The organism is Mesobacterium hydrothermale (genome assembly GCF_035818635.1).
GTDB classification, from domain to species: Bacteria; Pseudomonadota; Alphaproteobacteria; order Rhodobacterales; family Rhodobacteraceae; genus Mesobacterium_A; species Mesobacterium_A hydrothermale.
The window spans coordinates 153,420-178,914 of the sequence record NZ_JAYLLH010000002.1 but is presented as its reverse complement, the minus strand read 5'-3'; the positions used below and the strand labels follow the sequence as shown (position 1 = coordinate 178,914).

Here is a 25,495-nt window from a genome sequence, read left to right as displayed (position 1 = left end):
CACGTCCTCATCCATCGGCCAGCAATTCAGCCGCCAAAGCTCGAAGCGCATGCGCGGCAACCAGCGGGACCACGCCGTTGCCACAGAGCCGAAGGCGGTCCACCCGGTTGGCCAGCCCATCAGCGCCTCGACGAATGCTGGGTTCAGCGTCCGGGACGATTTCGAGGTATCGCTCCCAACCGTGGGCGTCATAAGGACCTGGCGGCCAAGCAGGCCATTCACTGGCGTGTTCGCCAACGTCGTCGCCCCGTCCTTGTGATCCCGCGCCGTCGGCGTCATCCACATCCGGCTGACGCCGGTCAGGTCGGCCGCCTTTCGCTTGCCCGCGCTCGGCTTGTTCCCGTCGCTCGCCATCGGGGTCGGCCAGCGGGCGAGCACCTCGGTCCGGTTGCCGCCGCTCGAGCGGGTCCCCGAGCAGGCGCGCGGGGTCGGCCAGTTGGTCGCGCTCGCGGTGGGCGAGGATGAAGATCCGTTCGCGCCTGTGCGGCGCGCCGACTTCCGCCGCCGTGAAGAGGCCTGCCGCAAGGCGGTAGCCCATGCCGACCAATCCTCCGGCGACTTCGGGAAAGCCGAGGCGGAGATGATGGGCGACGTTCTCGAGGAAGACGAAGGGCGGCTCGACCTCGCCGACGATGCGGGCGACATGCGGCCAGAGGTGGCGCGGGTCGTCCGCGCCCCGGCGCTTGCCCGCGACCGAGAACGGCTGGCACGGATATCCCGCAGTGATGATGTCCACCGCCCCGCGCCACGGGCGGCCGTCGAAGCTGGCAACGTCGTCCCAGACAGGCGCGCAATCCAGGGCCGCCTCTTCCATCCGGGCCACGAGAATGGCCGCGGCGTAGGTTTCCCGTTCGACATGGCCCACAGTTCGATATCCGGGCAAGGCGATGGCGAGCCCGAGGTCGAGCCCGCCTGCGCCGGAGCAGAGCGAGAGCCCGAACAGGTCTCCGGCTCCGGCAGACAGGCCGGCGGAAGGTAGAGCCAGGTCATGCATTGCCTCAGGCTGCGGGCTTCTGTTCGGATTGGGCGGTGTCTGCCGGGGCCTTTTTCAGCCGCTCGGCTTTCACCTGCGCGAAAGTCTGTCCATCGCCATCGAGGATCGCATCGCGGCCGGTCCCGGCCTGCCAGCGCTCAACGGCGACGTCGACATAGGCCGGGCTGATCTCCATGGCGTAGACGCGGCGGCCGTTGGCTTCGCCGGCCATGATCTGCGAGCCGGAGCCGGAGAAGGGCTCGTAGCAGAGCCCGCCGCGAGCCACGTGCTGGCGCATCGGGATGCCGAACGCATCGAGTGGTTTCGGCGTCGGGTGGTCGGGCCGCTCGTCCTTCGCGAAGGACGGCATTTCCCAAGTGGACGGCAAGGTTTCCTCGGCCACCTTCGGCGGGCGGTTCGGGCGGCGCCAGCCCATGAAACAGGGCTCGTGCTTCCAGAGGTAATGCGAGCGGGTCAGCACACCTCGGTCCTTCACCCAGATGATCTGCTGGTGCACGAAGGCCCCAGCCTTTTCCCAGCAGGCCTCCAGCATCGCCTGGCGACGCGAGGCGTGCCAGCAGTACCGGGCCGCATCCTCGGTGATGGCTTCCGCCACCGCCGCCGCGATGAACCCGTCGTAGAGCTCGGCGCCCTGCGAACTGTCATCCCAGGTCGTGCCGTAGGAGGCGGACCAGTCCTTGTTGCGGGTCGGATGGTTCGAGCCGTCGTAGTCCACCAGATACGGCGGGTCGGTCGCGAACAGGATCGCGCGCTCGCCGTTCATCAGGCGGCGGACGTCCGTCTCGCTGGTGCTGTCTCCACACAGCAGCCGATGATCCCCGAGGATCCACAGATCGCCCGTCCGCGACACGGGGTTGCGGGGCGGTTCGGGGATGGTCACCGGAGGCACCGAGCCCCCGGCGCCACCTTCTTCTTCACCGCCCCCGTCCGGATCGAGGGCCAGCAGCTTGTCGAGTTCGCCGTCCGAGAAGCCCACGAGCGACAAGTCGTAATCGTCGGCCAGCAGATCCTGCAACTCGGCCGAGAGCAGCGCCTCGTCCCATGTTCCGAGTTCGGTCAATTTATTGTCGGCCAGACGATAGGCCCGCCGCTGCGCCTCGGTCAGGTGGCCCAGCACGATCACCGGTGCCTCGGTCAGTCCGAGCTGCGTCGCGGCCAGAACCCGGCCGTGGCCGGCGATCAACTCCCCGTCCTCGCCGACGAGGCACGGCACGGTCCAGCCGAACTCGGCCATGCTGGCGGCGATCTTCGCGACTTGGGTATCCCCATGCACCTTCGCGTTCTTCGCGTAGGGCTGGAGCTTGGCCAGCGGCCAGGTTTCGATCCGCTCGGGGGCGAAGCTCAGCGTCATGGGCAGTGTTCCGTGAGTGGTGGTGGATTCCGGCGGGGTGGATTCCGAATGCCGCGCTGGACTCCTCGCGGGATCCAGCGGCGTCCGGGGTATCCGGACGGAAGGCCAGTGTTTATTGGGTTTTTACCGGGTTCGGGTGGATCCGGATTCCGGGTGGCTTCCCAAAAATCCGGCCCTGTCGCTGGCGATTTTGCGCGCTGCGCCCCCCCGTATACGTTTGTGGCCCAGAAGGACCCGTGAAGTCAGTGGGTTAGCCGATTGGACCCTAGCTGGACCCTTGGTTGGACCCCGGGGTCCAGCGCCGCAGTCCGTACCGCACGCGCCTCTCCCGAGCATATCCAATTTGTAGCCTCTCGGCCGGAAACTGTAACACTTTGCGATGTCTCACTGAAAATTCTGTCACAGGACGATTTTTCTTGACAGGTTGTTCGCGTTCTCAACCACGAAACGCCGTGACCGCTTCGAGGGCGGCACGCGACCATTGAGTCGCCAGGTGATCAGCGCGAGACCGTATTGCCAATGGCGGTTGGCCGCCGGGCGGCTCAGCCCCATCTCCCAGCAGATCGGTTTCCACGCCGTTCGTTCGGCGCGTAGCCAGACGATTCGGGCATCGTCCCGTTCCAGCCAACGCAGCCAGAGCAAAGCCTCTTCGGCTTCAGAGATCTGGCGCGGTCCCGGCCGGGGCCGACGCATCTGTGGCTCCTGACCGACCTTGTCCGCGAAGCTGTGAAAATACTCGGGCCAGGCGTTGAAAAAACCCTGCGGCATGACGCCGGGCAAGGTGCGAAAGACGTCGGCCGCGCTCTCCAGCCGGTCCTCCACGCGCGCTGTGGTCCACTCAGTCATGGCGCGCCTCCGGTTCCCGTTTGCCATAGAGGCGCTCGCCAAGCTGACGGACCAACTCGCGTTCCGGCCAGGTGAGGCGATTGTCATCGACGGAGACAGCCAGAACACCCTGTTCTTTCCAGCCATCCCGTTTGACCTGATCGGGGCTGCGGCGGGTGCCTCCAAAGCCGCGAGGGGCGAAGCGCATGCGGCTCATGCCACGCCTCCTTCGGTCTCGATCGCCCAGTGCAGGATCGCGATGGCATCAGCCTCGTTGTCATCAGCCGGGCTGAAGCCGCGTGCCTTGGCGGCGGCGATCATGGCCGCCTTGTTGGCGTTGCCCTTGCCAGTGGCGTGGCGCTTGATCGTCCCGACAGGCACGCCTTGGTAAGGCACGCCGCGCATCTCGGCCCATGCGGTCAGCGTGGCCATCAGGCCGCCATAGACATGCGCCGCATCAGTCCCTGCGTGGCGCCGGACTTCCTCGAACCAGATCGCTGCGATGGGGCCGGACAACCCCTCCAACTCGCCCAGCCAGTTCGTGAACCGCAGGTATCGCATCCCACCACCGTCATAGCGGCCGGGTTTGAACGAAGCCGTCCCGCTGGTGACAAGGCCGTCCGCGGAGCGTAGCGCCCATCCGGTTGTGGTCCCGAGATCCAGGGCAAGGATGGTCCCCGACAAAGCCATCGTCTGGTGTTCGCACACGGTTTCAATTTGCCTGTTCGACATTGTCATCTCCATTGCTGCTCGAAAGGTGAAAGGTGCGGGGCAGATCGGCCCGTGCGCGGATACCCCACGACGTATGGGACGGGGCCAAACCTGCTGGTTGGCCCCCATACGTAGTATGGGGGCTTTCCACACTAACTCCTCTTTTTCGGGTAACACGCTGATCAAGAACGAAAAACGAGGAGTTCGGAGGAGTTGGGGAGGAGTTCGGCCACTAACTCCTCTTGTGGGGTAAGTTGTTGATTTCATTGAGACAGGAGTTAGGGAGGACATAGGAGTTAGGCCTCACTCTTAGGAGTTAGTGAGCCCAGATCGTCCTCTGAAACCGTCTCGGGATAGACCCAAACGGCCGGGTTCTCGACGTCCATGCAGACCCCGGAGTTGGGGCATTTGTAGTGGCTGGGAAGGACGGGATCGGCGTTTTCGAAGACCTCTCCGGTCTCCTGATCGACACGCTCTTCAGGGCGAAACCGCATCCCATTGACGCACAGATATCCGAAGCGGGATCTGACCTTCGGATAGCCAAAGGCGCTGCCATCGCGCAGGAATTTCACATGGCCTTTGGTGGCCAACACGCTCAACCGTTCGCGGATCGTGTATTTGCTGCCAAGCCCGCCCTGGTTCTCGAAAGCCTCGGCGAACTGCATGGTCGTGTAGAGATGGCCGCCGGCGGCCTCCTCAAACAGAAGGTCCAAGATGACATCCCGCTTGCGATTGCGTTCGGCGTCGTGCTTTGCCCCGACCTCTTTGCGCACCAGCCGCTCGTTCATCGGGTTTATCTCAACCCATTTACCGCCGATCTTGTCGATCAGCTTGCCATGCAGCGCGGGACCATTTCGGAGCTCAATTTCCAGCTTGCGTTCTGGGGCTTCTTCATCGGGTCGGTGCAGGATCAGGCCGGAGGTGTAGAAGCCGCGCAGCGCACTTGCGCCGGAGAGCGCGAGGAAGGGATCGTCCTTCACCTGTTGCTTGCTGAGCTTCTTGGTGTGGTGGACCAGGATCACCCCGCAGTCGGCGTCGATATGGTCGCGCAGCACCTCGACGCGTTCCTTTAGGAAGAACATCATGGCGGTGTTGTCATTCTCGCCTCCCCCATCGGGTCCGCCGTCGAAGAGATTGCGGATCGGGTCGACGCAGAGGATGTTGGGCGGCGCGTCGGGGAACGCGGTCTGGACAGCACGCGCCACGCGGACGCTGCCCTCATTGTCGAGCAGCATCTTCAGCTTGGGCGTGGCGACGAAGGTGTCGCGCGCGGCGGCCAGCACCTTTGGTGGCAGCGCGATCTGCTTCAGACGTTCGCGCAGATAGTGATACTGGATCTCGGCCTGCAGATAGAAGACCCGCAGCGGCCGTGGCGGCGTGAAGCCGAGGAACGGCACGCCTGCCGCCATGTGCACGAGCCAGGAGATCAGCAGGTCGCTTTTGCCCACCTTGGGCGCGCCACCCAGCACCAAGAGCCCGCCGGGCGTCAGCACGCGCGGAGCAATGATGTCCTCCGGCATGGGGCTCTGGTCGTCCAGCAACGCGCCCAGCGTGAAGGCGGGCATGTCCTGTGGCCCCGGTGCGCCGGAGACCAGCCGGATCAGCGGCGGTCCGTATTTCTCAACATGCCGCTCCCAAAGACGCTCGGACTCGCGCTTGAGCCGCTCGATCGGCCATTGCGGCCGCAGCATCGCGGCGTTGTAGCCGCAGATGCCTTCCCAGCCTTCGTCTTTTGTCATCCGGCCTTCGTGGACCATGCGTATGAAATGGCCGATCGCGGCGGATGCTCCCTCGAAGCGAGACCAATCGTCTTGCGCGCCCTCACGCACTGGCGTCACCAGCACCTCGTCCAAGGCGGGCTTGTCGGAATGGGTAAACTCGGGCTGCAGCGACACGCCCGGCGCAGGCGGCATGTCAGCGACTGCTTCGATGAACTCGGCCAGATCGCGTTCGAGGCCGGCGTTCACCTCGACAATACGCACCTGCGTTTTCAGGCTGTTCTTGTAATAGACAGAGCCCGCCACGCGGATGGGCTGGTGGGCCGAGCGGAAATGCATGTCACCGCCGACCTTGGCGGCAATGTCACCGCGCAGACGGCAGACACGGGCGATGTCTTCACCTTCCGCAGGCTCGGTCAGCATCCACCAGACGTGAGCTTTCCGCTGGCCCTCGGGCGTTACGCCGCCGCTTTCCACCACCATGGTCGGCGCGCCGAGGTGGCGTTCGAGGTGCGCACGCTTGGCAGCGATGTCGCCGGTGTCGAGATCGACCACGACGGTTTGCATCTGCAGGATTTCCGCTGCCTTGGCCTGGCCGGACGCGGCCACGGTGCCGGGGATCACGTAGACCGCTGCTCCCTCGCGCGAGGCCCATGTTGCGAAGGTCGCCATCTTCTCGGGGGCGGCCCGGTCCGCCTCGAGCCAGATGTTATGCGGGCGGCCGTCGATGCCCTGACCCTTGTCGATAAAGCTTCGGACCGGGATCAGGCCATCGCAGTAGCCAAAGACGACCTGCATGAACTGGGCGATCTGCTCGGGGTCCGGCTCATCGCCGAACACGTCAATCTGCGGTGCCGCGTCGTTGAAATCGCGCCACGGGTTGAAGTGTACGACATTCTCTTTGGGCGCATCGGCCACCATATCGTCGCGCATGGACGCGTCCTCGTCGGGATCGATCGGCTCATCGGTCATTTGGCGAGGCCCCAGCACCGCTCGGCATGGGCGCAGAAGCGGCATTCAAAGAAGTCGCGGTTAGAGGCGATGCGCGGCAGCAGTTCACCGGCGTCGGCGGCTTGCAGGATCCGCACGGCGCGGTCGGACATGCGCTGCGCCAGATCGGCATCGAAGGGGACAAGCTCGTGGTGGAGCTCTGCCGTATCCTTGTTGATCGCCGTGAACAACGCCGGTGCGGTCGAAATCCCTGGCACCGCAGGCTCCATATAGGCCTGATAGATCGCGATCTGGGCGGCATAGACGCGCTTGGAAACCGTGACCCCGTCCTTGACGCAGGCGCGCCAGTTCTTGGCGTTCATGGTCTTGCATTCCCAAAGCGCCGGGGCGCGCAGACCAAGGGCTGCCGGGGCATCGGCGATGATCCCATCGACATGGCCCCTGATGCGACCGCCCGCGACGGAGAACCCGAACTGGCCGCCATCTGGCCGGTTGCCCTTGCGCGTGTATAGGTCGAACCCGGCGCCGCGCAGCCAGCGGATCGCCAGATCCTCGAGCTGGTGACCGATAGCGAAGATGCGCAGCGTCTGGCCGCTGAACGCCGCGCCTTCATCTACTGGCGCACCGGCAAATTCGAACTGAAGCGCGCGTTCGCAGGCATGCCCAAGGCGAGAGGCGCCGAGATAGGTCCGAGGCGGTGTGGCCTCGCGCTCGGAAATTAGGGCCGCGTCAACGAGCGCGTTGATCCGCTCGGCTATGGAGGGGCGGTGATTGAAGTCCAATGTCAAAACGGGATCTCCGGCGCGTTTGATTTGGCAATGTCGGCCATGGCCTCGCGGAAACCCTCGACTGCCTCCTCGATCAGGGCGCGCACCTGCGCCTCTGTCAGGTCCGCAAGTGCGGTCTGCCAGCCGATTTCCTCCATCAGGAGTGCCACGCGTTTCATGGTGGCAGTGATGGCAGCGCGTTCCTCTTCGGTCAGATCAACCATGGCAAAACGCTCCCGCGCCAAACGCGTCCAGAAGCCTTGGCAGGGCATCGAGCAGAACCAGACCGATGGCCGGGGCTGTTTCGATCGGACCGGATCGCGCCAGCCAAAACCACGCGTGGGTTGCCGGCAGACAGCACAGAGCGTGCCACGAGGATGCCAGAGAATACGCCGCTCCTCGGCTGTGATAGAGGCTGAAGGTTTCATGGGTCATGCCGCTCTCCGTTCGGATCCGGCCACCGCGTTCACGGCGGCCTGGATGGCGCGTTTGTTGAAGCCGAAGGTCATCAGGGCAGAAGCGCGATAGCGCGTCAGGCCGAAGTCGTGCCGGCACTCGGGCGGCAGGTATTTCAGCTGCTTGTCCGTCGGTGGCTGGCGCAGCCACGACTTGGTCTTGAAGGCGCTTTCGTCGCTCTCGTGGGTGTTCAGCCAATCATCGGCCTGTGCGAGGCAGACGGTGCGTTCGCCGACGCCCAAAAGACGTGGCCGCTCGCCCTTGGCCCCGCCGATGGCGTACCAGACCCCGTCCATCCAGAAGATGCCGCCCCAGGCCGTGAAACCCGTGGCCATCAGCGCATCGTCCGTCCCGAAGAGATTGACCCATGCGAAGCTCGAGCGTTTCAGCAGGTCGATCTCGGTCATGACAAAGCCCGAGAGCGGGGCAGCGTCGGCGCCGGTCTCGCCTTCGTCCTGCAGCAAGACTTCGCCACAGAGCGGGCATTCGGTGGCGGCGAGCGGGATCTCCGCCGCGCAGGCCGGGCAGGATTTGGACGGGGCGTCACCGGTGGCGATCTTGCCGTCCAGATCGACATCCTGTTCCAGCGTGCCGTGGATCAGGCTCGAGGTCCCGAAATCCAGCACCACGCAGTCGGTCTTGACGATGCCGGGGTGTTCCTCGGGATCGACCGTGCGCAACCCGCGCCCGACCATCTGGATCATGGTGGATTTGTAGGAGCTGGGCCGCAGCAGCACGACGCAAGACGTGGGTGGGTGATCCCAACCTTCCGTCAACACGGCGACGTTGACGATCACGCGGATGACGCCTGCCGTGTAGTCGGCAAGGATGGACTTGCGGGCCTCGGCCGCCAAGTCGCCATGGATCAGCTCGGCGGAAATACCAGCCGCCTTGAACGCCTCGGTCACATGGTCCGCATGGGCGACTGTTGAACAGTACACGACGGTCTGCCTGTCGCCTGCCTTCTCACGCCAATGGCGGATCACCTCGTCGGTGACCGGCGCGCGGTCCATGATGTCCGCCACCTCGGTCATGTCGAAATCCGCGCTGGTCTTGCAGACCGATTTCAATTCCTCCTGCACGCCAACATCGATGACGAAGGTGCGCGGCGGCACGAGGTGACCCGACGCGATCAACTCGCCCAGACGCACCTGGTCGGCGACATTGTCGAAGACCTCGCGCAGTCCTTTCTTGTCGCCCCGGGTCGGTGTTGCCGTCACACCGAAGATCCGTGCATCCGGGTTGGCATCACGCACCCGGTCGATGATGCGTCGGTAGCTGTCCGCCACCGCGTGATGCGCCTCGTCGATCACAAGCAGGTCGAGGCGCGGCATGTCGGCCAGGTTCGGGGCCCGAGCCAGCGTCGGCACCATGGCGAAGGTGACGTCGCCGCCCCAGGACTTTTCGGTGGCATCGATCACCGAGGTGGACACCTCCGGCACCACGCGCTGGAACTTGGCGCGGTTCTGCGCCGTCAGTTCGTCTCGATGCGCCAACACGCAAGCTTTGGCGCCATCACCGAGCATCGCGCCGGTGACCGCCGAGAGCATGATCGTTTTGCCCGCGCCGGTGGGAGCCACACCAAGCGTGTTGCCGTGCTGGCCGAGTGCAGCAACACTGCGCTCGACAAAGGTCTTCTGGCGGGGACGCAGGCGCATGCTCGATCCCCCTTACTGCGCCCAGCTGGGCCGCCCGGGGGCACCGGGGTTGGCTGCTGACTGGTTGGATTGGGGCGCGGCGGCGGTATCCTGCTGCGGGGCATTGCCGCTGAACTGAAGCGGCGCCGTGCCCATGATCTGCGCATAGTCACGGTGATCGGGCGTCACCGCGCTGCGGATCTCGTTTTTGTCGTCACCGCTGGCATCGGCGCCGATATCGATGCGGGCGACGAACTCGATCCCATCCAGATCGGCGAAACCGTTGATCCTCCGCGCGGCCTGCGCTTCCGGCGACATGTCCTTGTCGGAAATCCCGCGCGCCGAGTTCAGCATTCCGCGTACCAGGCTGCGGCCCATATTGGCCCAGTCAGGCCCCTTGGGGCTATGCAGTCCAATCAGCGTGAAGATCTTGCGCCGGGCATATTGCCCCTCGGTCACGGTGAACTCGCCGTTGAGGTACACCGCGCCGGTGGAGCCGCGCGTGGCATAGCCGCCAGTCCAGCCCTGCGAGGCGTCGTCGAAGCCGCCGGGGCGGATGGTCAGGCGCACCTTGGCCAGTGTGCCCTTGGGGATGAGGTTGGTATTGCTCTGCGCGTCGTTGAAATCGTTCCAGGAACCCATGGGGAACCTCCTTTTCTGGTCAGGATTGCGGTTGGGATTGGTCGGCACCGGCCGGTTCGGCAGGCGGCGGAGCGTAGGTCAGGCGATCCGTTGGCGGGGTCGCGGGCGTCCGAATTTTCGCCATCAGGCGGCCGAGATGGGGCTCTTCGACTTGGGTGAGCCGACCGGAGCGATCCTTCGCCGGAAAGCCCCAGGGATTGATCGTGTGGCAAACAAAGGCGCGGTAGGGATCGCCGCCGTCAGACGGCAACTCTGCCATCGTGATCACCTCATCGACGATCCCCGGCAGTTCCAGCCCGGTCTTCGAGCCGTCGATCTGCGGCTGGAAGATCTTGCGATTGAAGTCGTCGAGCTTCTCGTCGAGGATCCCGACGAACCAGACATTCTTGGCCCGCGTGTGCTGCAGATGGGTGAGCCAGCCGATCATCTCGCGGCCATGGAGCCCGTAGGCACCGCGCACATCGGGCTTACCGGTCTTCTCCGACAGCGCTTCGGGCTGGCCCTTGCACCAGCCGAAACATAGCCGCCCGGCGACGGTGATCGAGTCCACGAAGATGGTGTCGTAGCGATCGAGTTCTGCCGGATCACCGAAGCGGTCGCAGACAGCGGCATAGTGCGCCGGGCTGTAAGGCTGCTCATCCCGCAAAGCCGGGTTGGGCCCACCGATGAACACCGCGAAATCCCGGCATTCCGTCCAGGTGCGCGGCCGGATGCTGTCACCCGTCCAGCCCTCGATCGCAAGATCGCCCGCTTCAAGATCCATGAACAGAGTACGCTCTGGATCGAGGGTCCAGAGCAGGCTGGTTTTGCCAATTCCGCTCTTGCCGAAGATGCAGCCTTTGATGCCGCGTGGCTCAGACAGACGTTCGTCGGCGCTGATGATCGGGAGGCTCATTGCTGCCCTCCCTGCGCCTGAAGCTCGATTTTCAGCGTGCCGGGGCGCACGGTGCGTGCGGGCTCAAAGCCCTGACGGATCGCCTCGGGCCAGGCCGCGAATTTACGCTCGGGCACCTTGTAGGCCAGATCGACATATTCGGCGGGATCGTCACCGGCATCGCGGATGCGCGCGACAATGTCGGCCAACTGGTCCTGATCCCAATCCACCCGCTTCGGCAGATCAGCGACCACGGTGAAATCACCATCGTCAAACCGGATTGTTCCGGCGTCCTTACCAGCGGCCAAGCGCTCTTCGGTGGCGCGGCTGGCGTAGCGCACGGTCAGCGCACTATCGAGCCGGGCCTTGGCCGATTTGACCAACTTCAGGCGCTCATCAATCTCGCGCTGCAGGGTGGCCAGCAATTCAACCGGCAAATCGGCGATCTCGGCCGCGCTCAGCTGAGGTAGATCATCCGGTGTGGGTGTGTTCTCGGGGAATGGCATGAAAGGGTCTCCGTGATCGGTGAAAAAGGATTGGAATGCGGACATCACGCGGCCTCCTGTTCGGCGAGCAACAACTCGGGCAGCGAGACGGCAGCGGCTTTCGGCTTGGGCCGGGCGACGGCGATGTAGGCGAACTGATCGGGCCCCACGCGCTCCTGCACCAGATGCACAAGCCCCTGTTCGGCAGTCCAAAATGCCCGCCCAGCCAGCTTGCAAAGTTCGCTGCGGCCCTGATCGTCGAGCCGAGAAAACAGCGCGAAAGTGTCGAGCACGAGAAAGCCGCAGTGATACTCAAGCCGGTCACCGGGAGCGGCCTGCGCCACCCAGGCACAGAATTCGATCTCGCTGAGAGGGTGACGACTGCGAACCGTGATGCTGGGTATGATATCCATGAACATGATCTCCTTTTCAGGCCTCTACCCACGCCCCGACGAACTCGTCCCAGGCAGAGCCACGGGCGGGTCGGTGTCATCGGGCGAGGCAGTGTCGGGGTTGGCACCGTCGGCATAGATGGCGATAAGCGTGGTCCCATCCTGATGGGTGCCAGCCTTCTCGATGCGGTAGGTGCGGTGGTTTTTCAGGATTTCCGGCAGCTCCCAGCGGCGGTAGAGGCCGGGGATGCGCTTGAGGTCTGCGGACAAGAGGTCGGCTTTGCGGATCATGCGGATCGACTTTCGGTTTGAGTGGGGCGCGCGGTGGCGTCTGAATGGGAAAAGCCACCGCGCAGCAGGGATCGGGACACCCGATCAGCGAAATTCTTGCAGGGTATCGCGCAGACGCCGGGTCGCCCGCTGATAGCGTTTGCGCGTGGCCGCCTCAGACAGCCCCAACTCCGATGCGACTTCGGCCTGCGAGAACCCGTCGACGGCCACACGGATCACCAGATCAGCATCCTTGCCGATGATGCGGACGAGATCGCGGTGGAGCAGTGCGGGACTTGCGATGGCTGACGCTTCACCGTCAGTCGGGATTTCGTCGGGATCGGTATCACTACGGAGGCTCTGGTGCCGGTCCTCGCGTTGGCGCGTTCTGATCAGGTCGCGCTCGATGTTCCGCAGGATGGTTGCCGCGATCCAGTTGACCCGCTGCAGATCCAGACCCCGAATGGCCTCGGACGCCCTGGCCAGGATTTCGGATGCAACCTCGTCGCCGGTGCCGATCCTGCGCCACATCGATCTGCGCCGAACGGCATCCAGCCCCGGCCAGAGCGCCAGCAGCATCAGCGTCAGGGCACAATCGGAGGTCGCGTCGCCAGACTGTGCGGCCCCGACCAGTGCTACCAGAAACCGGTTTTTCTCATTCGGGCCGCAGCTACCAACGTGCAGCGTATCCAGCAATGCAGCCGGATCAGCGAAACGCGCGAGCGTTTCGCTGTTGCGCCGAAGGGCTTCGAAGTTCCTTTGAAAATTAAGAGTTGAAGATGACAACATGAGGTGATCACGGATCTCGTGCCACGCGATGGACATTGGACGCCTGCCTTGCGGCCAGGCGTCCAGCGCCTTGTCGTGGCCAGGTCAGGACGTCGTGCGTCTCTGCGATTTCAGGAAATTGGTGAGATGCGCGCCTCAGCGCGCGGGTGATTGCGCCTGGTTCAGCGTGCCGCAGCCGCGGCATGTAGCCTGAACCGGAAAGCCCACGAAATACTCGTGGCCCCGCGCGAAACGCAGGTGCATGCGGCCGTCCCGGCAGACGCCGAGCAGCTTGTCACAGCGCGTGCAGCGCCATTCAGAATTCAAAGGGGTGGGTTTTGATTTTTGGCCACCGGTCCAGCTGATCTTAGCTGGCTGGCGGGAAGAGATGGGAGTCGGCATGGAAGTGCTCCTCTGACTGAGTGAGCACTCCTATTGGACACGAGAATCGGAGTTCGTCAGACCCCGAAACGGAGCCGGATCGGAGTTGACCTCAGATCGCGATCTCCCACCACTTACGTTTCGGAGATCGGACGAAGTCTGCCTTGAGCTTTTTCCAAAGCACGGATCCAAAGATGTTTGAGAGTGACTGATCCTCAATTCCTGCAATAAGGTCCGCCGTCACGATCGGTGCGGGGCCATTGTTGTGGGCGTCCACAAGCCGCTGCACGACGCGCAACCTCTGTTCTCCCGATATGTCGATGGATCCCTTTCCTGGCACAAACAGCTTTCCGGAATTTTCGCCGGTGAGTTCAAGCTGTACGGTGAGACCGCCTCGCGCCAGAGATTGGTCGCGTCGGAAGATCGCCTTGAGCTTGTCCGCAACCAGGGTGATTTCCGGTCCTTCGGTTTCGATGTGATCAGCGAGAGGCGTCAAGACATTCGCAGCGAGACACGCGCCCGCCGTGTTTCCAGCCTGAAGCACCAGTCCAATCCCAAGGTCGCTACGCGCCCTCAACTCACTGTCGACCGAAGCCCTGGCTTTTTCCTGGTCCAGACTGCGAGCCAGATAGATCGGGACATCCCGATCGTTGATCTCGAGCGTGCCGAGATACAGCAGGTGTTTGTTCAATTCCTCGATCGCAGATGCATCCAGCACATCTGACAATCGGGCGCGAAGATGCTCCTCGACCCAGCCATCGCGCACTCGATAGATTCTATAGCGGTCTGGACTGCCGCCACTGGGAGCAACATGGCCCTCCGCGACTTTGAGATCGACTTTGTCTGGTTGCGCGACGACATCGGCCGCTACCGGGCCAATTCCGTCTTCGTCGTCGATCAGGTCATCGCCTTCCCAGCCCGCTGGCACAAGGAAACCCAACTCTGTCAGAAGAGCCGGATCGATTCCGCGATCGAGAAGCCATGCACCTGCAATCCTGTCTGTACCGATATCCCAGATGGAGAGCAGCGCAGGCACAATGGTCATGCCTTCAGCAGCACCCGGGGCACGCCCCTCTTGCAAGATGTTCCAATGCCGAAGCAATTTATGACCGAGCACGCGCTCGAAATGGTCGTCCACGCTGAGAAGGCTGCTCGTATTGCGGTCGGTCAAAGTGAAGTTGAGCGTTTTCTCAGCGGCAGAGTCTACGCGGCGATACCTGACTGCAATCTCGACGAAACGGATCGCGACGGCGCGAGAGAAAATGCGGTCCAGACCGGGTTGAGAACCGATAACGGCCGATATGTCCTGATTGATGGTCGTCGAAAGCGACAGGCGGTTTGCCAAATTGCCAACGCTGATCTCAGCTCGGATCACCTGGGCACGCAGGATTGCCGCATCATCCAATTCGGGCGAATCTAGATCAAAACCCGACAGGAATCGCGAAATATCGTAGGCCTGAAAATCGACCGGTTGGTTCGAGTACGTCTGATCCAATGCGGTCTCGATGAATCGCTCGGCGATGGTGTGTCGCAGCGTTCTGGTACCAGCCCGAACATGAACCCGGCCAGTCGACGGCGTATAGACGATCATCGCCTCTCCAGGTGGTCGAAAGTAAATGCGTGACCGATTGCCAGAATCGTCAATCTCCCGAACGCTGGTTGGAGGGTCAGGATGAAACAGCAGATACATCTCTGCGTCCGGTTCATCCCCATCCTCCGGAATATCGAAACGGTCGATGCTGTAACCGTCGCCTCGATCCAACTCGGTGCTTAATTGAGCAAGCAGCGCGTCGAGAATTTCGCCACCTGAGTCTGGACCGCCATCTGTGGACGGGTCTGCCATAAACGTTTGATAATGCTTGTCGTACCGACGGTACATGCGGAGGTGTAGGCTGTTTTCGGCCGCCTCAAAAACGCTGTGTTCGCGTGCGTAGGCCCAAAGGCTGCGCGCAAGCTGGTCCCGCTGGTTCATAAGTTCCCGGCAGCGCTCCGGTTCGAGCTTTGTCCTTGCCAAGCCTTCGAGAACGAATTGACCACGGTCGGATGTCAAAGTGACAATGCGCGAAGCCTCCGCCTCGAGCGGGTTAAGGCGGTCCTTGTTTTCTTGATGCAACATATCGGCCGCTGATGCTGGACCTTCATGATCGTCAGGCTCGAACTGATAATTCGCCAGCCAATTCAGCCTTCCGAAGGACCTGCTTTGCAAAAACGCCGATAGCAACGAAGGCTCCGCCTCGTTGAGCAGACGAAAAAGGTTTGAACAGGTCTTGGCTGGGGTGCGAACCATTTAAATCTCCAAAAGAATTATGTGATCTCAAATCTATGAGCGCGGCGCCCTATTTTGAATTCGAAATTGGTTGTCCTGTTGGGCAATAGGAAACAGGACCGCCGAATTGTAATGCTGGATCCGATCGCATTTGCTATCCGCGCCAAGATACCACCTCAATGAACGCTTGTTATGTGCCCGACTCAACTCCTGATAGTCGCTGACGCTTCTTTCGTTCGCAAGAGATGATGTTCTCTACTTGTTCACCTGCGGAAGTATGATAGAGGCGCTGCATGTCCCACAAGGGGCTACCAGGTGGCTTTTGGTTGGTAACGACACCAGCAAGCACGGCCACCCAAGACATGAAACGACCCAACCCTCTGCCACCCGACCAGATGACGCCCGCAGAACGCCGCGCCGAGCTATGCGGCCTGCTGGCTCTCGGGCTGGTTCGGTTGCGGATGCGTGATCGGGCGGAAGTATCTGACGATACTGGAGAAAGTGGACTACACTATCAGGCCGACGAATGGCGTCATGCAACTCCAACTCACCGGAGAAATGCATGACCAAACAAGATCCTATTCCGGCCCGCCTGGCCGCACTCAAGACGACCTCGACGCCTGAGCTGAAGGCTCAGTGGCGCGATCTGTTCGACAGCGAACCGCCCCCGTTCAACCGCCGCTATCTTGAGAGCCGACTGGCCTACCGCATCCAGGAGCTGGCCTATGGCGGCCTGAAGCCGGAAACGGTGAAAAGGCTGGAGGCCTTGGGCGAGCAGCTTGATGGCGGTGATCGCAAAAAGAGCCGCGTCCGCGCTGACTTGACGCCCATTGTCGGTACGCGGCTGATCCGTGAATGGAAGGGCGTTGAGCATGTTGTCACCGTCACCGCCGACGGTTTTGACTGGCAGGGCCGCCCCTACAAATCGCTCTCCGCGATTGCTCGCGCCATCACTGGCACACGCTGGAACGGCTGGGTCTTCTTTGGACTGAAAAAACACCGGAGGGGCGCATGACCAAGCCGATTGTCCGGAAGCTCCGCTGCGCGATCTACACGCGCAAATCCTCCGAGGAAGGGCTGGAGCAGGAGTTCAACTCGCTGCATGCCCAGCGTGAGGCCTGCGAGGCGTTCATCGCCAGCCAGCGCTCTGAGGGCTGGGTGCTGATCCGCGATCAGTATGACGACGGTGGTATCTCCGGCGGCACGCTGGAACGACCCGGATTACAACTGCTGATGGCGGACATTGAGGACGGCCTCGTCGACGTGGTGGTAGTTTACAAAATCGACCGCCTCAGCCGCTCGCTGGCCGATTTTGCCAAGCTGGTCGAGGTGTTCGACCGCAATGAAGTGACCTTTGTCTCGGTGACGCAGTCGTTCAACACGACCACGTCGATGGGGCGGCTGACGCTCAACATCCTGCTCTCCTTCGCCCAGTTCGAGCGTGAGGTCACCGCCGAACGCATCCGCGACAAGGTCGCGGCCAGCCGGAAGAAGGGCATGTGGATGGGTGGCGTCCCACCTTTCGGCTACCGAGTTGAAAATCGCAAACTGATCATCGACGACGAGCGCGCCCCACATGTCCGCTGGATCTTCGCCCGCTTCCTCGAGATCGGCTCTGGGACGGAGCTGGCGCGGGAGGTGGCCAAACGCGGCATCCGAACGCCACGCGGCAACCGGATCGACAAGAAGTACCTGTACCGGATGCTGAACAACCGCGCCTACATCGGCGAGGCGGTGCACAAGGGCGAGAGCTATCCCGGCGAGCATGACGCGATCATCGACAGAGACGTCTGGGACAAAGTCCACGCGATTTTGAAAGAGAGCCCGCGCAAGCGGGCCGCCCGCACCCGCGCCGATACGCCCGCGCTGCTGAAAGGGCTGCTCTATGGCCCGGATGGCGCGGCGTTCTCGCCGACCCACACTCGGAAAGGCGGCAAGCTCTACCGCTACTATGTCAGCCAGACGGTACTGAAGCATGGCGCCGGATCGTGTTCCGTCGGTCGTGTGCCAGCAGGTGAAATAGAAGTCGCCGTCGTCGACCAGCTGCGCACTGTGTTCCGCCAGCCCGAAATCGTAGCAGGCACATGGAAGGCGGCGCGTGCCCACGCCGACGAAATCACCGAGGCCGACGCCCGCTCGGCCCTGCAGCAACTCGACCCGCTGTGGGACGAACTCTTCCCCGCCGAGCAGGCGCGCATCGTGGCGCTGCTGATCGAGCGCGTCGACATCGGCACGGACGGGCTCAACGTCCGCCTGCGCGTCGACGGCCTCAGTGGCATTGTGCGTGAGATGCTTGCAGGCGGCATTGAGGCGGCAGCATGACCAGCAGGACGCCGATCCCGGACATCGTGACACTGCATGTGCCATTCCGCGTCGTGAAACGCGGCGGCCGGAAGGAGATGCAGTTATCGGACGGCGTCAAGCAACCGCACCGGACCGACAGCACACTGGTCAAGGCGCTGGCTCGTGCGTTCCGCTGGAAGCGGATGCTGGAATCAGGGAAATTCATGACAATGGCGGAACTAGCGGAACACGAGGGGATTGCGTCGTCCTACATGACGCGGGTGCTCCGGCTCACGCTGCTTGCGCCTGATATCGTGGAGTCGATCCTTGACGGGACACAGGGGCCAGAGGTGACGCTGGCGGGATTATTGAAGGGCATGCCGTTGGTGTGGGATCGCCGGGAGGGGAGGTTAGACTGAACGGCGACAAAGGCCAAATCAAGCCAGTCGGCTTCGCCCATCGCCGCGTAGCAGCTCACTTGCGGCAGGACCAAGGGGCCCCCTGATGATCCTCGAAAACTCAAGCTCCGGGCGACCGAGTTACAAATCTAAGATCAAATGCAAGCCCCGTTACGAGCGGAGCGCAACAGCCGAGTAAATCAGTAGCATCAGTGCTGCGCGCGCCTACTATATATTGCGCCCTACTCGCCGTATGTGCAATGCTGGCGTAGTAGACCAATCTAAGCCCATGCCACCCAATCAGACCGAATAAATCACTACTGTTAACGCCTGAACAGTCTGCATGAGCTAAGAAACGATCCATGCCACCCGCTCATTTCCCGGCATGGCAACAAAAAAACTAAGCAGGCAGGGAGACCGCACGCATGTCATTCCGTTACATTGGCTCCAAGGCGCGTATTGTGGAAGCCATTATTGATCACATTGGCGCGCCTGACGGCGGTGTGTTCGTGGATGGCTTCTCAGGGACAGGAGCAGTTGCCGAAGCAGCGTCTCGCGCTGGCTGGCCCGTTCATGTTAACGATCATTTGGCTTCCTCGGCCATCATGTCCTACGCGCGCGTGACGTCCAACGCCGATATCCCTTTTAAGGGGCTTTCGGGCTACGACAACGCAATTGCTGCTCTTAATGAAGCAGAGCCCGTACGCGGCTTCATTTGGCGAGAATACAGCCCAGCATCATCAGGTCATTGCGACGTCTCCCGGATGTATTTCACCGAACAGAACGCCCAAAAAATCGATGGCATGCGGGAGAGGATCCGCGCCTGGCGGCAAGGCGATGTAATCACGCCACATGAAGAGCGCGTTCTCATTGCCGATTTGATGCGCGCTTCAAACCGTGTCGCAAATACTGCCGGAACCTATGGCTGCTTCCTGTCCAAATGGCAGAGGCAATCGCTAGATGCCTTGGTAATCGAGCCTGGCGAATATCTCGAAGCCTCTCCGCATGCGACCATGAGCACTCGGGACGTTCTTCAGGTGCCGTGCGCGGCGGAGGATACGGTCTATCTAGACCCCCCCTACACCAAACGCCAATACGCAGCGTATTATCATATCCTTGAAACCATCGCCCTTGGTGATGAGCCTCAAGTTGAAGGGGTGTGCGGCATTCGTCCATGGCGAGAAAAAGCATCTGACTTTTGCTATAAAGTCAGAGCCGCGAAGGCTATCGAGCGCCTTGTTTCAGAACTCCCGGCTCGCCGCATTTTCCTATCCTATAGCACCGAAGGTCACGTCCCGATCAAATCGCTTTCCGATTCTCTAGCTGGCATCGGAGAACTCAGCGTTCATTCGCTCCAGAATATTGGTCGCTATCGCCCCAACAAAGCCGCCAGCAAAGCCGCCTCCGACGTCGGAGAGCTGCTTTTCTGCATCGAGAAGACCAAGGAAGCAAAGCGCGACGCCGCATGAAACCATCCAGTACAGTCGAGGGCAAACGCCTTGCAAAGGCCGATGCCTACATAACTCAATACCTGAGACGCTATCGCGGGAACAACGACGAGTTGCGCTTCCAGCTATTGGAAGCGGTATCTGCCCGCCTTGGTGGATTTGATTTTCAAGCATTTTGCTCGAAGTTCGCTATCAAACCCTTGATGGCCCCTGAACGCCTGCTTGATGACGCGAAAGCGCTTGTTCTGCTGTTAAATGATACTGGCATCCACCCCTCGCTTTGCTTAAGCGCGCTGGCTCGGGAAGCACTTGATCACAGTGAACAACGAAATAACGGCGCGTATCACACGGACTTTCGGCTAGCCCTGCATCTCGCTCACAGTGTGGAGGTGCATTTCACGAAAGGGGCTAAGGTTCTCGATCCAGCCTGCGGTGCCGGGATATTGCTGACTGCAGTTTCCATCGTAGCCTGTGGACCGGATCGTCTACTAGCCAGCGAATGGCTTCGCGAGTCCGTTTATGCCGCCGATCTTTCACCGCTGGCTTTGCGCGGCACTCGGTTGTCACTCGCGTCGCTGACCGATGACCTGGATGCCATCGCAACGATGTGCGCCCGCTGGCGAGCACAGGACAGCCTGCTTGTACCTGACGCCACTTGGCTTGAGCTAAGCGAAGACGGTTTTGACGTCGTGATCGCAAACCCTCCTTGGGAAAAGGTCAAACTGACACGGCATGAATACGCCAAAGCGAACGGCGAAACCCGCGACTACGGAGCGAGCTACCGCCTCCAATCACTTGCTGGGTACGAAAAAGCAAAAACCGAGCGCGCCGCAATGGCGGGATCACTTATTGAGCGCTACCCGGTCCTGGCGAAAGGCGAGCCTGATCTCTACGTCGCCTTTACCGAGCTTCTCTACAAGCTGACGCGCGTAGGCGGACATGGCGCTCTCTTGGTTCCGGCAGGCCTGATCCGCTCGCTCAGCACTGAAACTCTGCGCCGGGCGCTGGTAGAAGGTACGGATGATCTTGCTTTCACCATAATGGAGAATCGTGCAAGGCATTTCGCTATTGACACGCGTTTTAAGTTTCTAGTTGTGAATTATCGCCGCAAGGCTAGTTCCAGCAAGGCACTCACGACAGTGAAGATTGGCCATGCAAGTGCCAATACCGAGCGCGTCATACCCGCACCGCAGGTACGTCTTGCGCTAAAGGATATCGGGCATTTGCGCTCCGACCTTACTCTTCCCGAAGTGCGCTCGGCAGAGGAATGGCATCTGTTCAAGAAAATGCAGTACAACGGATCGGTGATCTCATCGGGGGATTCACCTTGGTATCCTGAGTTTTGCCGTGAGATCGATATGACTCACGGCCGCCGCTATTTCGTGAAACGGCCAGAAAAAGGATGCCTTCCCGTCATTGAGGGCCGAATGGTCCAACCTCACCGTCTGGGGTGCAAGTCTTATGTCTCTGGTGAAGGAAGAAGCGCCGTTTGGTACAATCTCCCGCCAGGACAAAGCAGGGTCGCACCACAGTTCTGGCTGCCGTTGAGAGTAGCGTCCGCAGAAGCTTCGCGGCGCTCTCGGCGTATGCGCGTAGGTTTTTGTGACATTACAGGGCAAACCAACGAACGATCAATGATGGCAGCGTTGATCCCGCCAGAGGTCGTCTGCGGGAACAAGGTTCCGACGATTTCTTTCCCCAATGACCCATCGGATGATCGGCTTTTCCTTTGGCTCGCCATTGTCAACTCGCTTCCCTTCGATTGGCTGCTTCGGCGGATCGTTACGACGACAGTGAATTACTTCGTCCTGCTCTCCCTTCGACTACCCAACCTTGATATCAGTTCACTCCCCGCACAGCGCCTGATTGGCCTCGCCCAAAAATTGCATGAGCTTGACCAGTCAAAAAATTCGAGCTTTGAGAATGTTTGGCGCATTGCCGAACTGCGCTGCGAAGCGGACGTTCTGGTCGCACGCGCCTATGGTTGTTCCGAGGATGACCTACGGCTCATGTTGCAGGACTTCCCCCTGTTGGATCGCGGCCAGCCCGCAATACAGGGAGAGACATCGTCCACCGTCACAGAAGATGTCCTGCTTTCGGCTTGGCTCCGAAACGCAGAAGCGGGAAGTGAACCAAGTGCCCAACGGGTGGAATGCGCGCGCAAACTGGGCGCGATACCCTATGTCAGCTCCGAGTTCGTCAGCAGCATCCAAGAAAAATCCAACGAGGTTGTACGATGAGCAGTAGCTCGCAGACCATTGAACGGGTTCTCCTTCAAAATATCGAAGACGGAGATCGTCGAAAGTTTATCGCCAAGTCAAATGACGCCGACAGCGGGGGGGGCGCTCGCGATCTGCGTTTTCGACCGGAAACCGAGTTCTTACCATTATTTCGACGCATGTTCCCGAACAAGACAATCAAGACACGCAAGGCAAAAGGGGTTACGTCTCAAATCGAAGTTCTGAGTGGCACGGTCACTTGGAATGAACCGACTGGCGATAAGAGCGCCACGATGGAGATATGGCCTGCCACTGATGCGCGCCCGAATGAATGCCGAATAGCACGCATCTCTGAGTTTGCGCTTGATGGCTTGATCCAAAACGATCCCAATGGAGGTCGTTCGGTTTTCATGATGTTCCAGCAAGCCAACGGAGATATTTGGCTGTATTTCACGACCGAAACGAGTCTTCTTACCCAAAATTGGGACCCGAAAATCAAGAAGTTTGCGCAGGATTGGTTCGACGACGGCTGCAAGTCAGCGTTTCTAGACCTTGTAACAAAAGAACAATACCCACATGTCTGACGCCAACGACATTCTGGATCTGCTGGAAAACCGCCGCAACGTCCTGCTTGCCGGGCCGCCGGGCACGGGCAAGTCCATGCTGCTAAGTGAGGTTGCCAGCCTCTTTGAAGCTAAGGGGCACTCCAGCACGCCGATTCATAAGCCAGGTGCACCAGTCCCAATCCCGCCCACGCCTACGACAAGCCTGCCGGGGTCAATCGGGACGTCCACCAACCGGAAGGTCTTTCGCTGCGTTCTTCATCAGTCCAGCAAGTACCGTGATTTCCTGACAGGCGTGATGCCTGACGTCCGCACAGGTACACCGCCGGGTACGTTCAGAATTACCGAAGGTATTCTCTACCGTGCCAGTGAGTATGCAAAGCAGCCGGACAGCGCGGCGCTGCTTATCATAGATGAAATCAACCGCGGCCCCACCGTACAAGTTTTCGGTGGAGCTATCGTCGCCATCGAATCCGACAAGCGCCTTGCACCGGACGGCAAGTCAACGCCCGCAACACAGTTCTTCGATTTGATCAATCCGGCGGACGGCGATCTGATCGAGTATGCTTTTCCATCGAGGCTGTACATACTAGCAGCAATGAACCAGGCGGATGTCTCGGTCGAGCCGCTGGATGTAGCCTTCCTTCGGCGTTGGGCTCCTTTCAATCTGGAACCCAAGTCTTCGGTTTTGAGGGCGCATTTCGGAGTTGCCGCGACACCGATGGCAAGTTTGCCGCCGAGCCCAAGTTCCGCAGACGATGTGAGCGAGGCTGCGATTCAGGCTTTTGATGCGGTAAACCAGAGAATTGCGCTCGGACGAGGGCCAGAATTCAGGATTGGTCACGGCGTGCTCATGGCCAACAATGCCAAGCCCTCAAACGTGGCTGACGCTCTTGCCCATTTTGCGACAGCATGGCGGACGGTCAAAAATCACATCGATGAAGCGTTCTTCGGTGATGTACGCGGAACCGCCATCGCGTTGAACGCAGATCGCGGCATTGCCGGAAACCCCTACAGCTTGGAAGAGACGTCCTTCGGGGATGCACCCCGTGCCATGATCAATGGTCCGGTGAGCATTGATGCTTCGCAGGTTTATGATCTGTTCGTCGCCCTGTCCCAAAAGGCTGTTTAATCGTCATGCGCCCATGGCAGCGTTTCACAGCTGTTGAGTATGCGAAGCCTTCGGCTCTCCACGAGGAAATTGCCAAGCGTAGCGTTGTTTCGGCGTCCACCGCGCGCGAACTTTTGCTCCGTGCCGGAGACCGTTTGCGCGGGCTCCTCGGACTGGAGAGCGTTCCGCTATCCATTAATGCCGACCGCTATCAGTTTCAGAACGTGGCGGGTTTGCTTGTCCTTGCATCAGGTCTGGAACTCGAAATTGCGCCAAAATTTCTCGGCAATGCACCCGGATGGCGTGAAGATTTCTTCCTTCTGGCCACGCTTTCACATCATGGGCGACTCCTCGACAACGAGGGACTGAAATCATCGGCCCGCGCGACATCTGATCTTGCGACGCTGATCGGGCGCTCTCTGATCGAGATGTACTGGAAGAACCAGCGTAGACCGCTGCGAACCTATCGCCGCTTGTCCCACAGCGAGTTTGCCATTGAAGGGGATTTTGACCCCGAGGATTTGTCTGTTCCAACAGAGGAAGGCTTTCCGCAATCTGTTACGTCGTTCACCCGTGAAAATCCCTACAACGCGGTAGTCAGGGCGGCTGCGGCAGGTCTCGCGCCCATCGTTCCCGACGTCGAAACCCGCGTGCGTCTTGAGCGTCTTGCGCAACATCTGCCGCATCAACAGAGGCCATCACGTCTACAGGATCGCCGGTTGCCGAGCCGTTCGCGCGCTTGGCAACCAACATTTGATCTTTCTCTCGACATCCTGCGGGGTCTTGGTGGCGCCTATGATCCCAAGAATGCTCTTGCGCCAGGCTACGTCATGCAGACATGGCAGGTTTGGGAGCAGCTCGTGTCGCTATCTCTCCGCAACGCACTCTTACCCAAGAATGTGCTGCTACAGTCACCAAATAGGCTTGGGACGCGAACGCAGGATGGGGCAGTCAGGGTGCTCAACGTCGTTCCCGACGCGATTGTAACGATTCCCAATGCCACTGGTTCGCGCCGGGTCATCGTGGATGCAAAATACAAAGGGCATGTGGCTCGCTCTTCTACCTCGATTTCCAATGCCGATATCTATGAATCGTTGGCGTTCTCGCGCGCAACGGGGATTTCCGAGGTGGTGCTGGTCTATCCGCGGACAGTGGACGACGCGCCTTCCTCTCACTACGAGGTCGGACATGCAGCAGAATTTGCAAGGGCTGTAGCAGACGGTGTACTCATCCGGGCAGTTGAACTTGGTGTTTGTCGTATCTCAGAGCGTCGCGGCTTGAAGCGCTTTGCTGATGCGCTTGCCAAGAGCCTTTAGCGGTTTCTGAGGAACACTCTTCCTCGCGAAGATAGGCATTCGTCAAAGGAATTTGACGGAGCAGTCCATTCTTTCACTTGCCGATTTTTTTTGGCGAGTGTTCGATTTCTGTCCCGTTCGACCAAACGCCGCTGGCGTCGAAGTGCTCAGGTGCCGGGCACAAAATCTGTTTCGATACAGTATCTTGCAAGCTAATCACCAAAAGGGCGAAGTCATGAGGTCCGGAGAAAATCGCCCCTTAGAGACCGCTTTTGGGCCACCTGGCGCTACTGCTAGTGCTCAGCCCGACCCGCATAACCCTCGAAAACAACGGAAAAATTCGGCCGCAGCCGGCTCGGGAGAACGCTTTCGCGAGGGCAAGTGGCGGAGGAGGTGGGATTCGAACCCACGGAACGCTCTCACGCTCAACGGTTTTCAAGACCGCCGCAATCGACCACTCTGCCACCCCTCCGGTTCACTTGCTTTAGCGGGCCTCTGGCGATTCTAGAAGCAGGCTCCGGGGAAAATCCGCCGAAACCCTTGCAGCGGCTTTTCATGATGGGTTCAAACGGGTATCCTTTGGCTAAATCGTCCGCACAAAACGTGGACATGGCAGGAAAATCCGGAAAATACCGGGCCCTGCGGGGCGGACGACAGGCAGGCTAAGGGGCGAGAATGAGCGGAAAACAC

At 60.7% G+C, this 25,495-nt stretch carries 26 protein-coding genes and 1 tRNA gene; 8 read left to right on the top strand and 19 right to left on the bottom strand.

Features of this window, described 5'->3' with window-relative positions; genetic code table 11:
- Positions 1 to 7 precede the first annotated feature (7 nt).
- The 18 genes from VK792_RS02350 to VK792_RS02265 all read right to left on the bottom strand — a co-directional run bounded on the left by VK792_RS02350 (position 8) and on the right by VK792_RS02265 (position 15,509).
- Positions 8 to 994 carry a DNA cytosine methyltransferase gene (locus tag VK792_RS02350; RefSeq protein WP_326295739.1) on the bottom strand — a complete coding sequence of 329 codons (987 nt, stop codon included), beginning with the start codon at positions 992 to 994 and terminating at the stop codon, positions 8 to 10.
- 4 nt (positions 995 to 998) lie between these two features.
- Positions 999 to 2,345, bottom strand: a complete 1,347-nt coding sequence (locus tag VK792_RS02345; RefSeq protein WP_326295738.1) for a site-specific DNA-methyltransferase — start codon at positions 2,343 to 2,345, stop codon at positions 999 to 1,001.
- A 399-nt stretch (positions 2,346 to 2,744) separates the two neighbouring features.
- Positions 2,745 to 3,191, bottom strand: coding sequence for a DUF6362 family protein (locus VK792_RS02340; protein WP_326295737.1), 447 nt, complete (start codon positions 3,189 to 3,191; stop codon positions 2,745 to 2,747).
- Positions 3,184 to 3,387, bottom strand: coding sequence for a hypothetical protein (locus VK792_RS02335; RefSeq protein WP_435404819.1), 204 nt, complete (start codon positions 3,385 to 3,387; stop codon positions 3,184 to 3,186). The genes VK792_RS02340 and VK792_RS02335 overlap by 8 nt, the downstream gene beginning before the upstream one ends.
- The gene (locus VK792_RS02330) at positions 3,384 to 3,902 is read right to left on the bottom strand and encodes a hypothetical protein (protein WP_326295736.1); all 519 of its coding nucleotides are present in this window, start codon (positions 3,900 to 3,902) and stop codon (positions 3,384 to 3,386) included. The genes VK792_RS02335 and VK792_RS02330 overlap by 4 nt, the downstream gene beginning before the upstream one ends.
- Positions 3,903 to 4,177: 275 nt before the next feature.
- Positions 4,178 to 6,571: an AAA family ATPase gene (locus VK792_RS02325; protein ID WP_326295735.1), complete on the bottom strand. Its 2,394-nt coding sequence runs from the start codon at positions 6,569 to 6,571 to the stop codon at positions 4,178 to 4,180.
- Positions 6,568 to 7,338 carry a hypothetical protein gene (locus tag VK792_RS02320; RefSeq protein WP_353962932.1) on the bottom strand — a complete coding sequence of 257 codons (771 nt, stop codon included), beginning with the start codon at positions 7,336 to 7,338 and terminating at the stop codon, positions 6,568 to 6,570. Before VK792_RS02320 ends, VK792_RS02325 begins: the two co-directional genes overlap by 4 nt.
- A complete protein-coding gene (locus VK792_RS02315; protein WP_326295733.1) occupies positions 7,335 to 7,541 on the bottom strand; it encodes a DUF6511 domain-containing protein in 207 nt (68 codons plus the stop codon). The genes VK792_RS02320 and VK792_RS02315 overlap by 4 nt, the downstream gene beginning before the upstream one ends.
- Positions 7,534 to 7,752, bottom strand: a complete 219-nt coding sequence (locus VK792_RS02310) for a hypothetical protein (protein WP_326295732.1) — start codon at positions 7,750 to 7,752, stop codon at positions 7,534 to 7,536. Before VK792_RS02310 ends, VK792_RS02315 begins: the two co-directional genes overlap by 8 nt.
- On the bottom strand, positions 7,749 to 9,431 hold the full coding sequence (locus tag VK792_RS02305; protein ID WP_326295731.1) for a DEAD/DEAH box helicase: 1,683 nt from the start codon (positions 9,429 to 9,431) through the stop codon (positions 7,749 to 7,751). The genes VK792_RS02310 and VK792_RS02305 overlap by 4 nt, the downstream gene beginning before the upstream one ends.
- A 12-nt stretch (positions 9,432 to 9,443) precedes the next feature.
- Entirely contained in the window at positions 9,444 to 10,052 is a 609-nt protein-coding gene (locus tag VK792_RS02300; protein ID WP_326295730.1) for a hypothetical protein, read from the bottom strand.
- Between the two features lie 19 nt (positions 10,053 to 10,071).
- A complete protein-coding gene (locus VK792_RS02295; protein ID WP_326295729.1) occupies positions 10,072 to 10,947 on the bottom strand; it encodes an ATP-binding protein in 876 nt (291 codons plus the stop codon).
- Positions 10,944 to 11,432: a hypothetical protein gene (locus tag VK792_RS02290; protein WP_326295728.1), complete on the bottom strand. Its 489-nt coding sequence runs from the start codon at positions 11,430 to 11,432 to the stop codon at positions 10,944 to 10,946. Before VK792_RS02290 ends, VK792_RS02295 begins: the two co-directional genes overlap by 4 nt.
- 44 nt (positions 11,433 to 11,476) lie before the next feature.
- A complete protein-coding gene (locus tag VK792_RS02285; RefSeq protein WP_326295727.1) occupies positions 11,477 to 11,824 on the bottom strand; it encodes a hypothetical protein in 348 nt (115 codons plus the stop codon).
- 24 nt (positions 11,825 to 11,848) lie between these two features.
- Positions 11,849 to 12,094 carry a hypothetical protein gene (locus VK792_RS02280; protein ID WP_326295726.1) on the bottom strand — a complete coding sequence of 82 codons (246 nt, stop codon included), beginning with the start codon at positions 12,092 to 12,094 and terminating at the stop codon, positions 11,849 to 11,851.
- A gap of 84 nt (positions 12,095 to 12,178) precedes the next feature.
- Positions 12,179 to 12,898, bottom strand: coding sequence for an RNA polymerase sigma factor (locus tag VK792_RS02275; RefSeq protein WP_326295725.1), 720 nt, complete (start codon positions 12,896 to 12,898; stop codon positions 12,179 to 12,181).
- Between the two features lie 99 nt (positions 12,899 to 12,997).
- Complete coding sequence (locus VK792_RS02270; protein WP_326295724.1) at positions 12,998 to 13,243, bottom strand: hypothetical protein; 246 nt, start codon at positions 13,241 to 13,243, stop codon at positions 12,998 to 13,000.
- Between the two features lie 91 nt (positions 13,244 to 13,334).
- Complete coding sequence (locus VK792_RS02265; RefSeq protein WP_326295723.1) at positions 13,335 to 15,509, bottom strand: hypothetical protein; 2,175 nt, start codon at positions 15,507 to 15,509, stop codon at positions 13,335 to 13,337.
- Positions 15,510 to 16,050: 541 nt separating this feature from the next.
- On the opposite strand from VK792_RS02265, the gene VK792_RS02260 reads away from it, so the two are divergent.
- The 8 genes from VK792_RS02260 (at position 16,051) to VK792_RS02225 (ending at position 24,826) form a co-directional block, all read left to right on the top strand.
- On the top strand, positions 16,051 to 16,503 hold the full coding sequence (locus VK792_RS02260; protein WP_326295722.1) for a DUF2924 domain-containing protein: 453 nt from the start codon (positions 16,051 to 16,053) through the stop codon (positions 16,501 to 16,503).
- The gene (locus tag VK792_RS02255) at positions 16,500 to 17,810 is read left to right on the top strand and encodes a recombinase family protein (protein ID WP_326295721.1); all 1,311 of its coding nucleotides are present in this window, start codon (positions 16,500 to 16,502) and stop codon (positions 17,808 to 17,810) included. Before VK792_RS02260 ends, VK792_RS02255 begins: the two co-directional genes overlap by 4 nt.
- A complete protein-coding gene (locus VK792_RS02250) occupies positions 17,807 to 18,190 on the top strand; it encodes a hypothetical protein (protein WP_326295720.1) in 384 nt (127 codons plus the stop codon). Before VK792_RS02255 ends, VK792_RS02250 begins: the two co-directional genes overlap by 4 nt.
- 404 nt (positions 18,191 to 18,594) lie before the next feature.
- Positions 18,595 to 19,638, top strand: coding sequence for a DNA adenine methylase (locus tag VK792_RS02245; RefSeq protein ID WP_326295719.1), 1,044 nt, complete (start codon positions 18,595 to 18,597; stop codon positions 19,636 to 19,638).
- Positions 19,635 to 21,857 (top strand): Eco57I restriction-modification methylase domain-containing protein, encoded by a 2,223-nt coding sequence (locus VK792_RS02240; protein ID WP_326295718.1) that lies wholly within the window; start codon positions 19,635 to 19,637, stop codon positions 21,855 to 21,857. The genes VK792_RS02245 and VK792_RS02240 overlap by 4 nt, the downstream gene beginning before the upstream one ends.
- On the top strand, positions 21,854 to 22,420 hold the full coding sequence (locus tag VK792_RS02235) for a hypothetical protein (RefSeq protein WP_326295717.1): 567 nt from the start codon (positions 21,854 to 21,856) through the stop codon (positions 22,418 to 22,420). The genes VK792_RS02240 and VK792_RS02235 overlap by 4 nt, the downstream gene beginning before the upstream one ends.
- Complete coding sequence (locus VK792_RS02230) at positions 22,413 to 23,531, top strand: AAA family ATPase (RefSeq protein WP_326295716.1); 1,119 nt, start codon at positions 22,413 to 22,415, stop codon at positions 23,529 to 23,531. The genes VK792_RS02235 and VK792_RS02230 overlap by 8 nt, the downstream gene beginning before the upstream one ends.
- Positions 23,532 to 23,536: 5 nt before the next feature.
- Positions 23,537 to 24,826, top strand: a complete 1,290-nt coding sequence (locus VK792_RS02225) for a 5-methylcytosine restriction system specificity protein McrC (protein ID WP_326295715.1) — start codon at positions 23,537 to 23,539, stop codon at positions 24,824 to 24,826.
- A gap of 361 nt (positions 24,827 to 25,187) precedes the next feature.
- Here VK792_RS02225 and VK792_RS02220 read toward each other — a convergent pair.
- Positions 25,188 to 25,277, bottom strand: a tRNA-Ser gene (locus VK792_RS02220).
- Positions 25,278 to 25,495 lie beyond the last annotated feature (218 nt).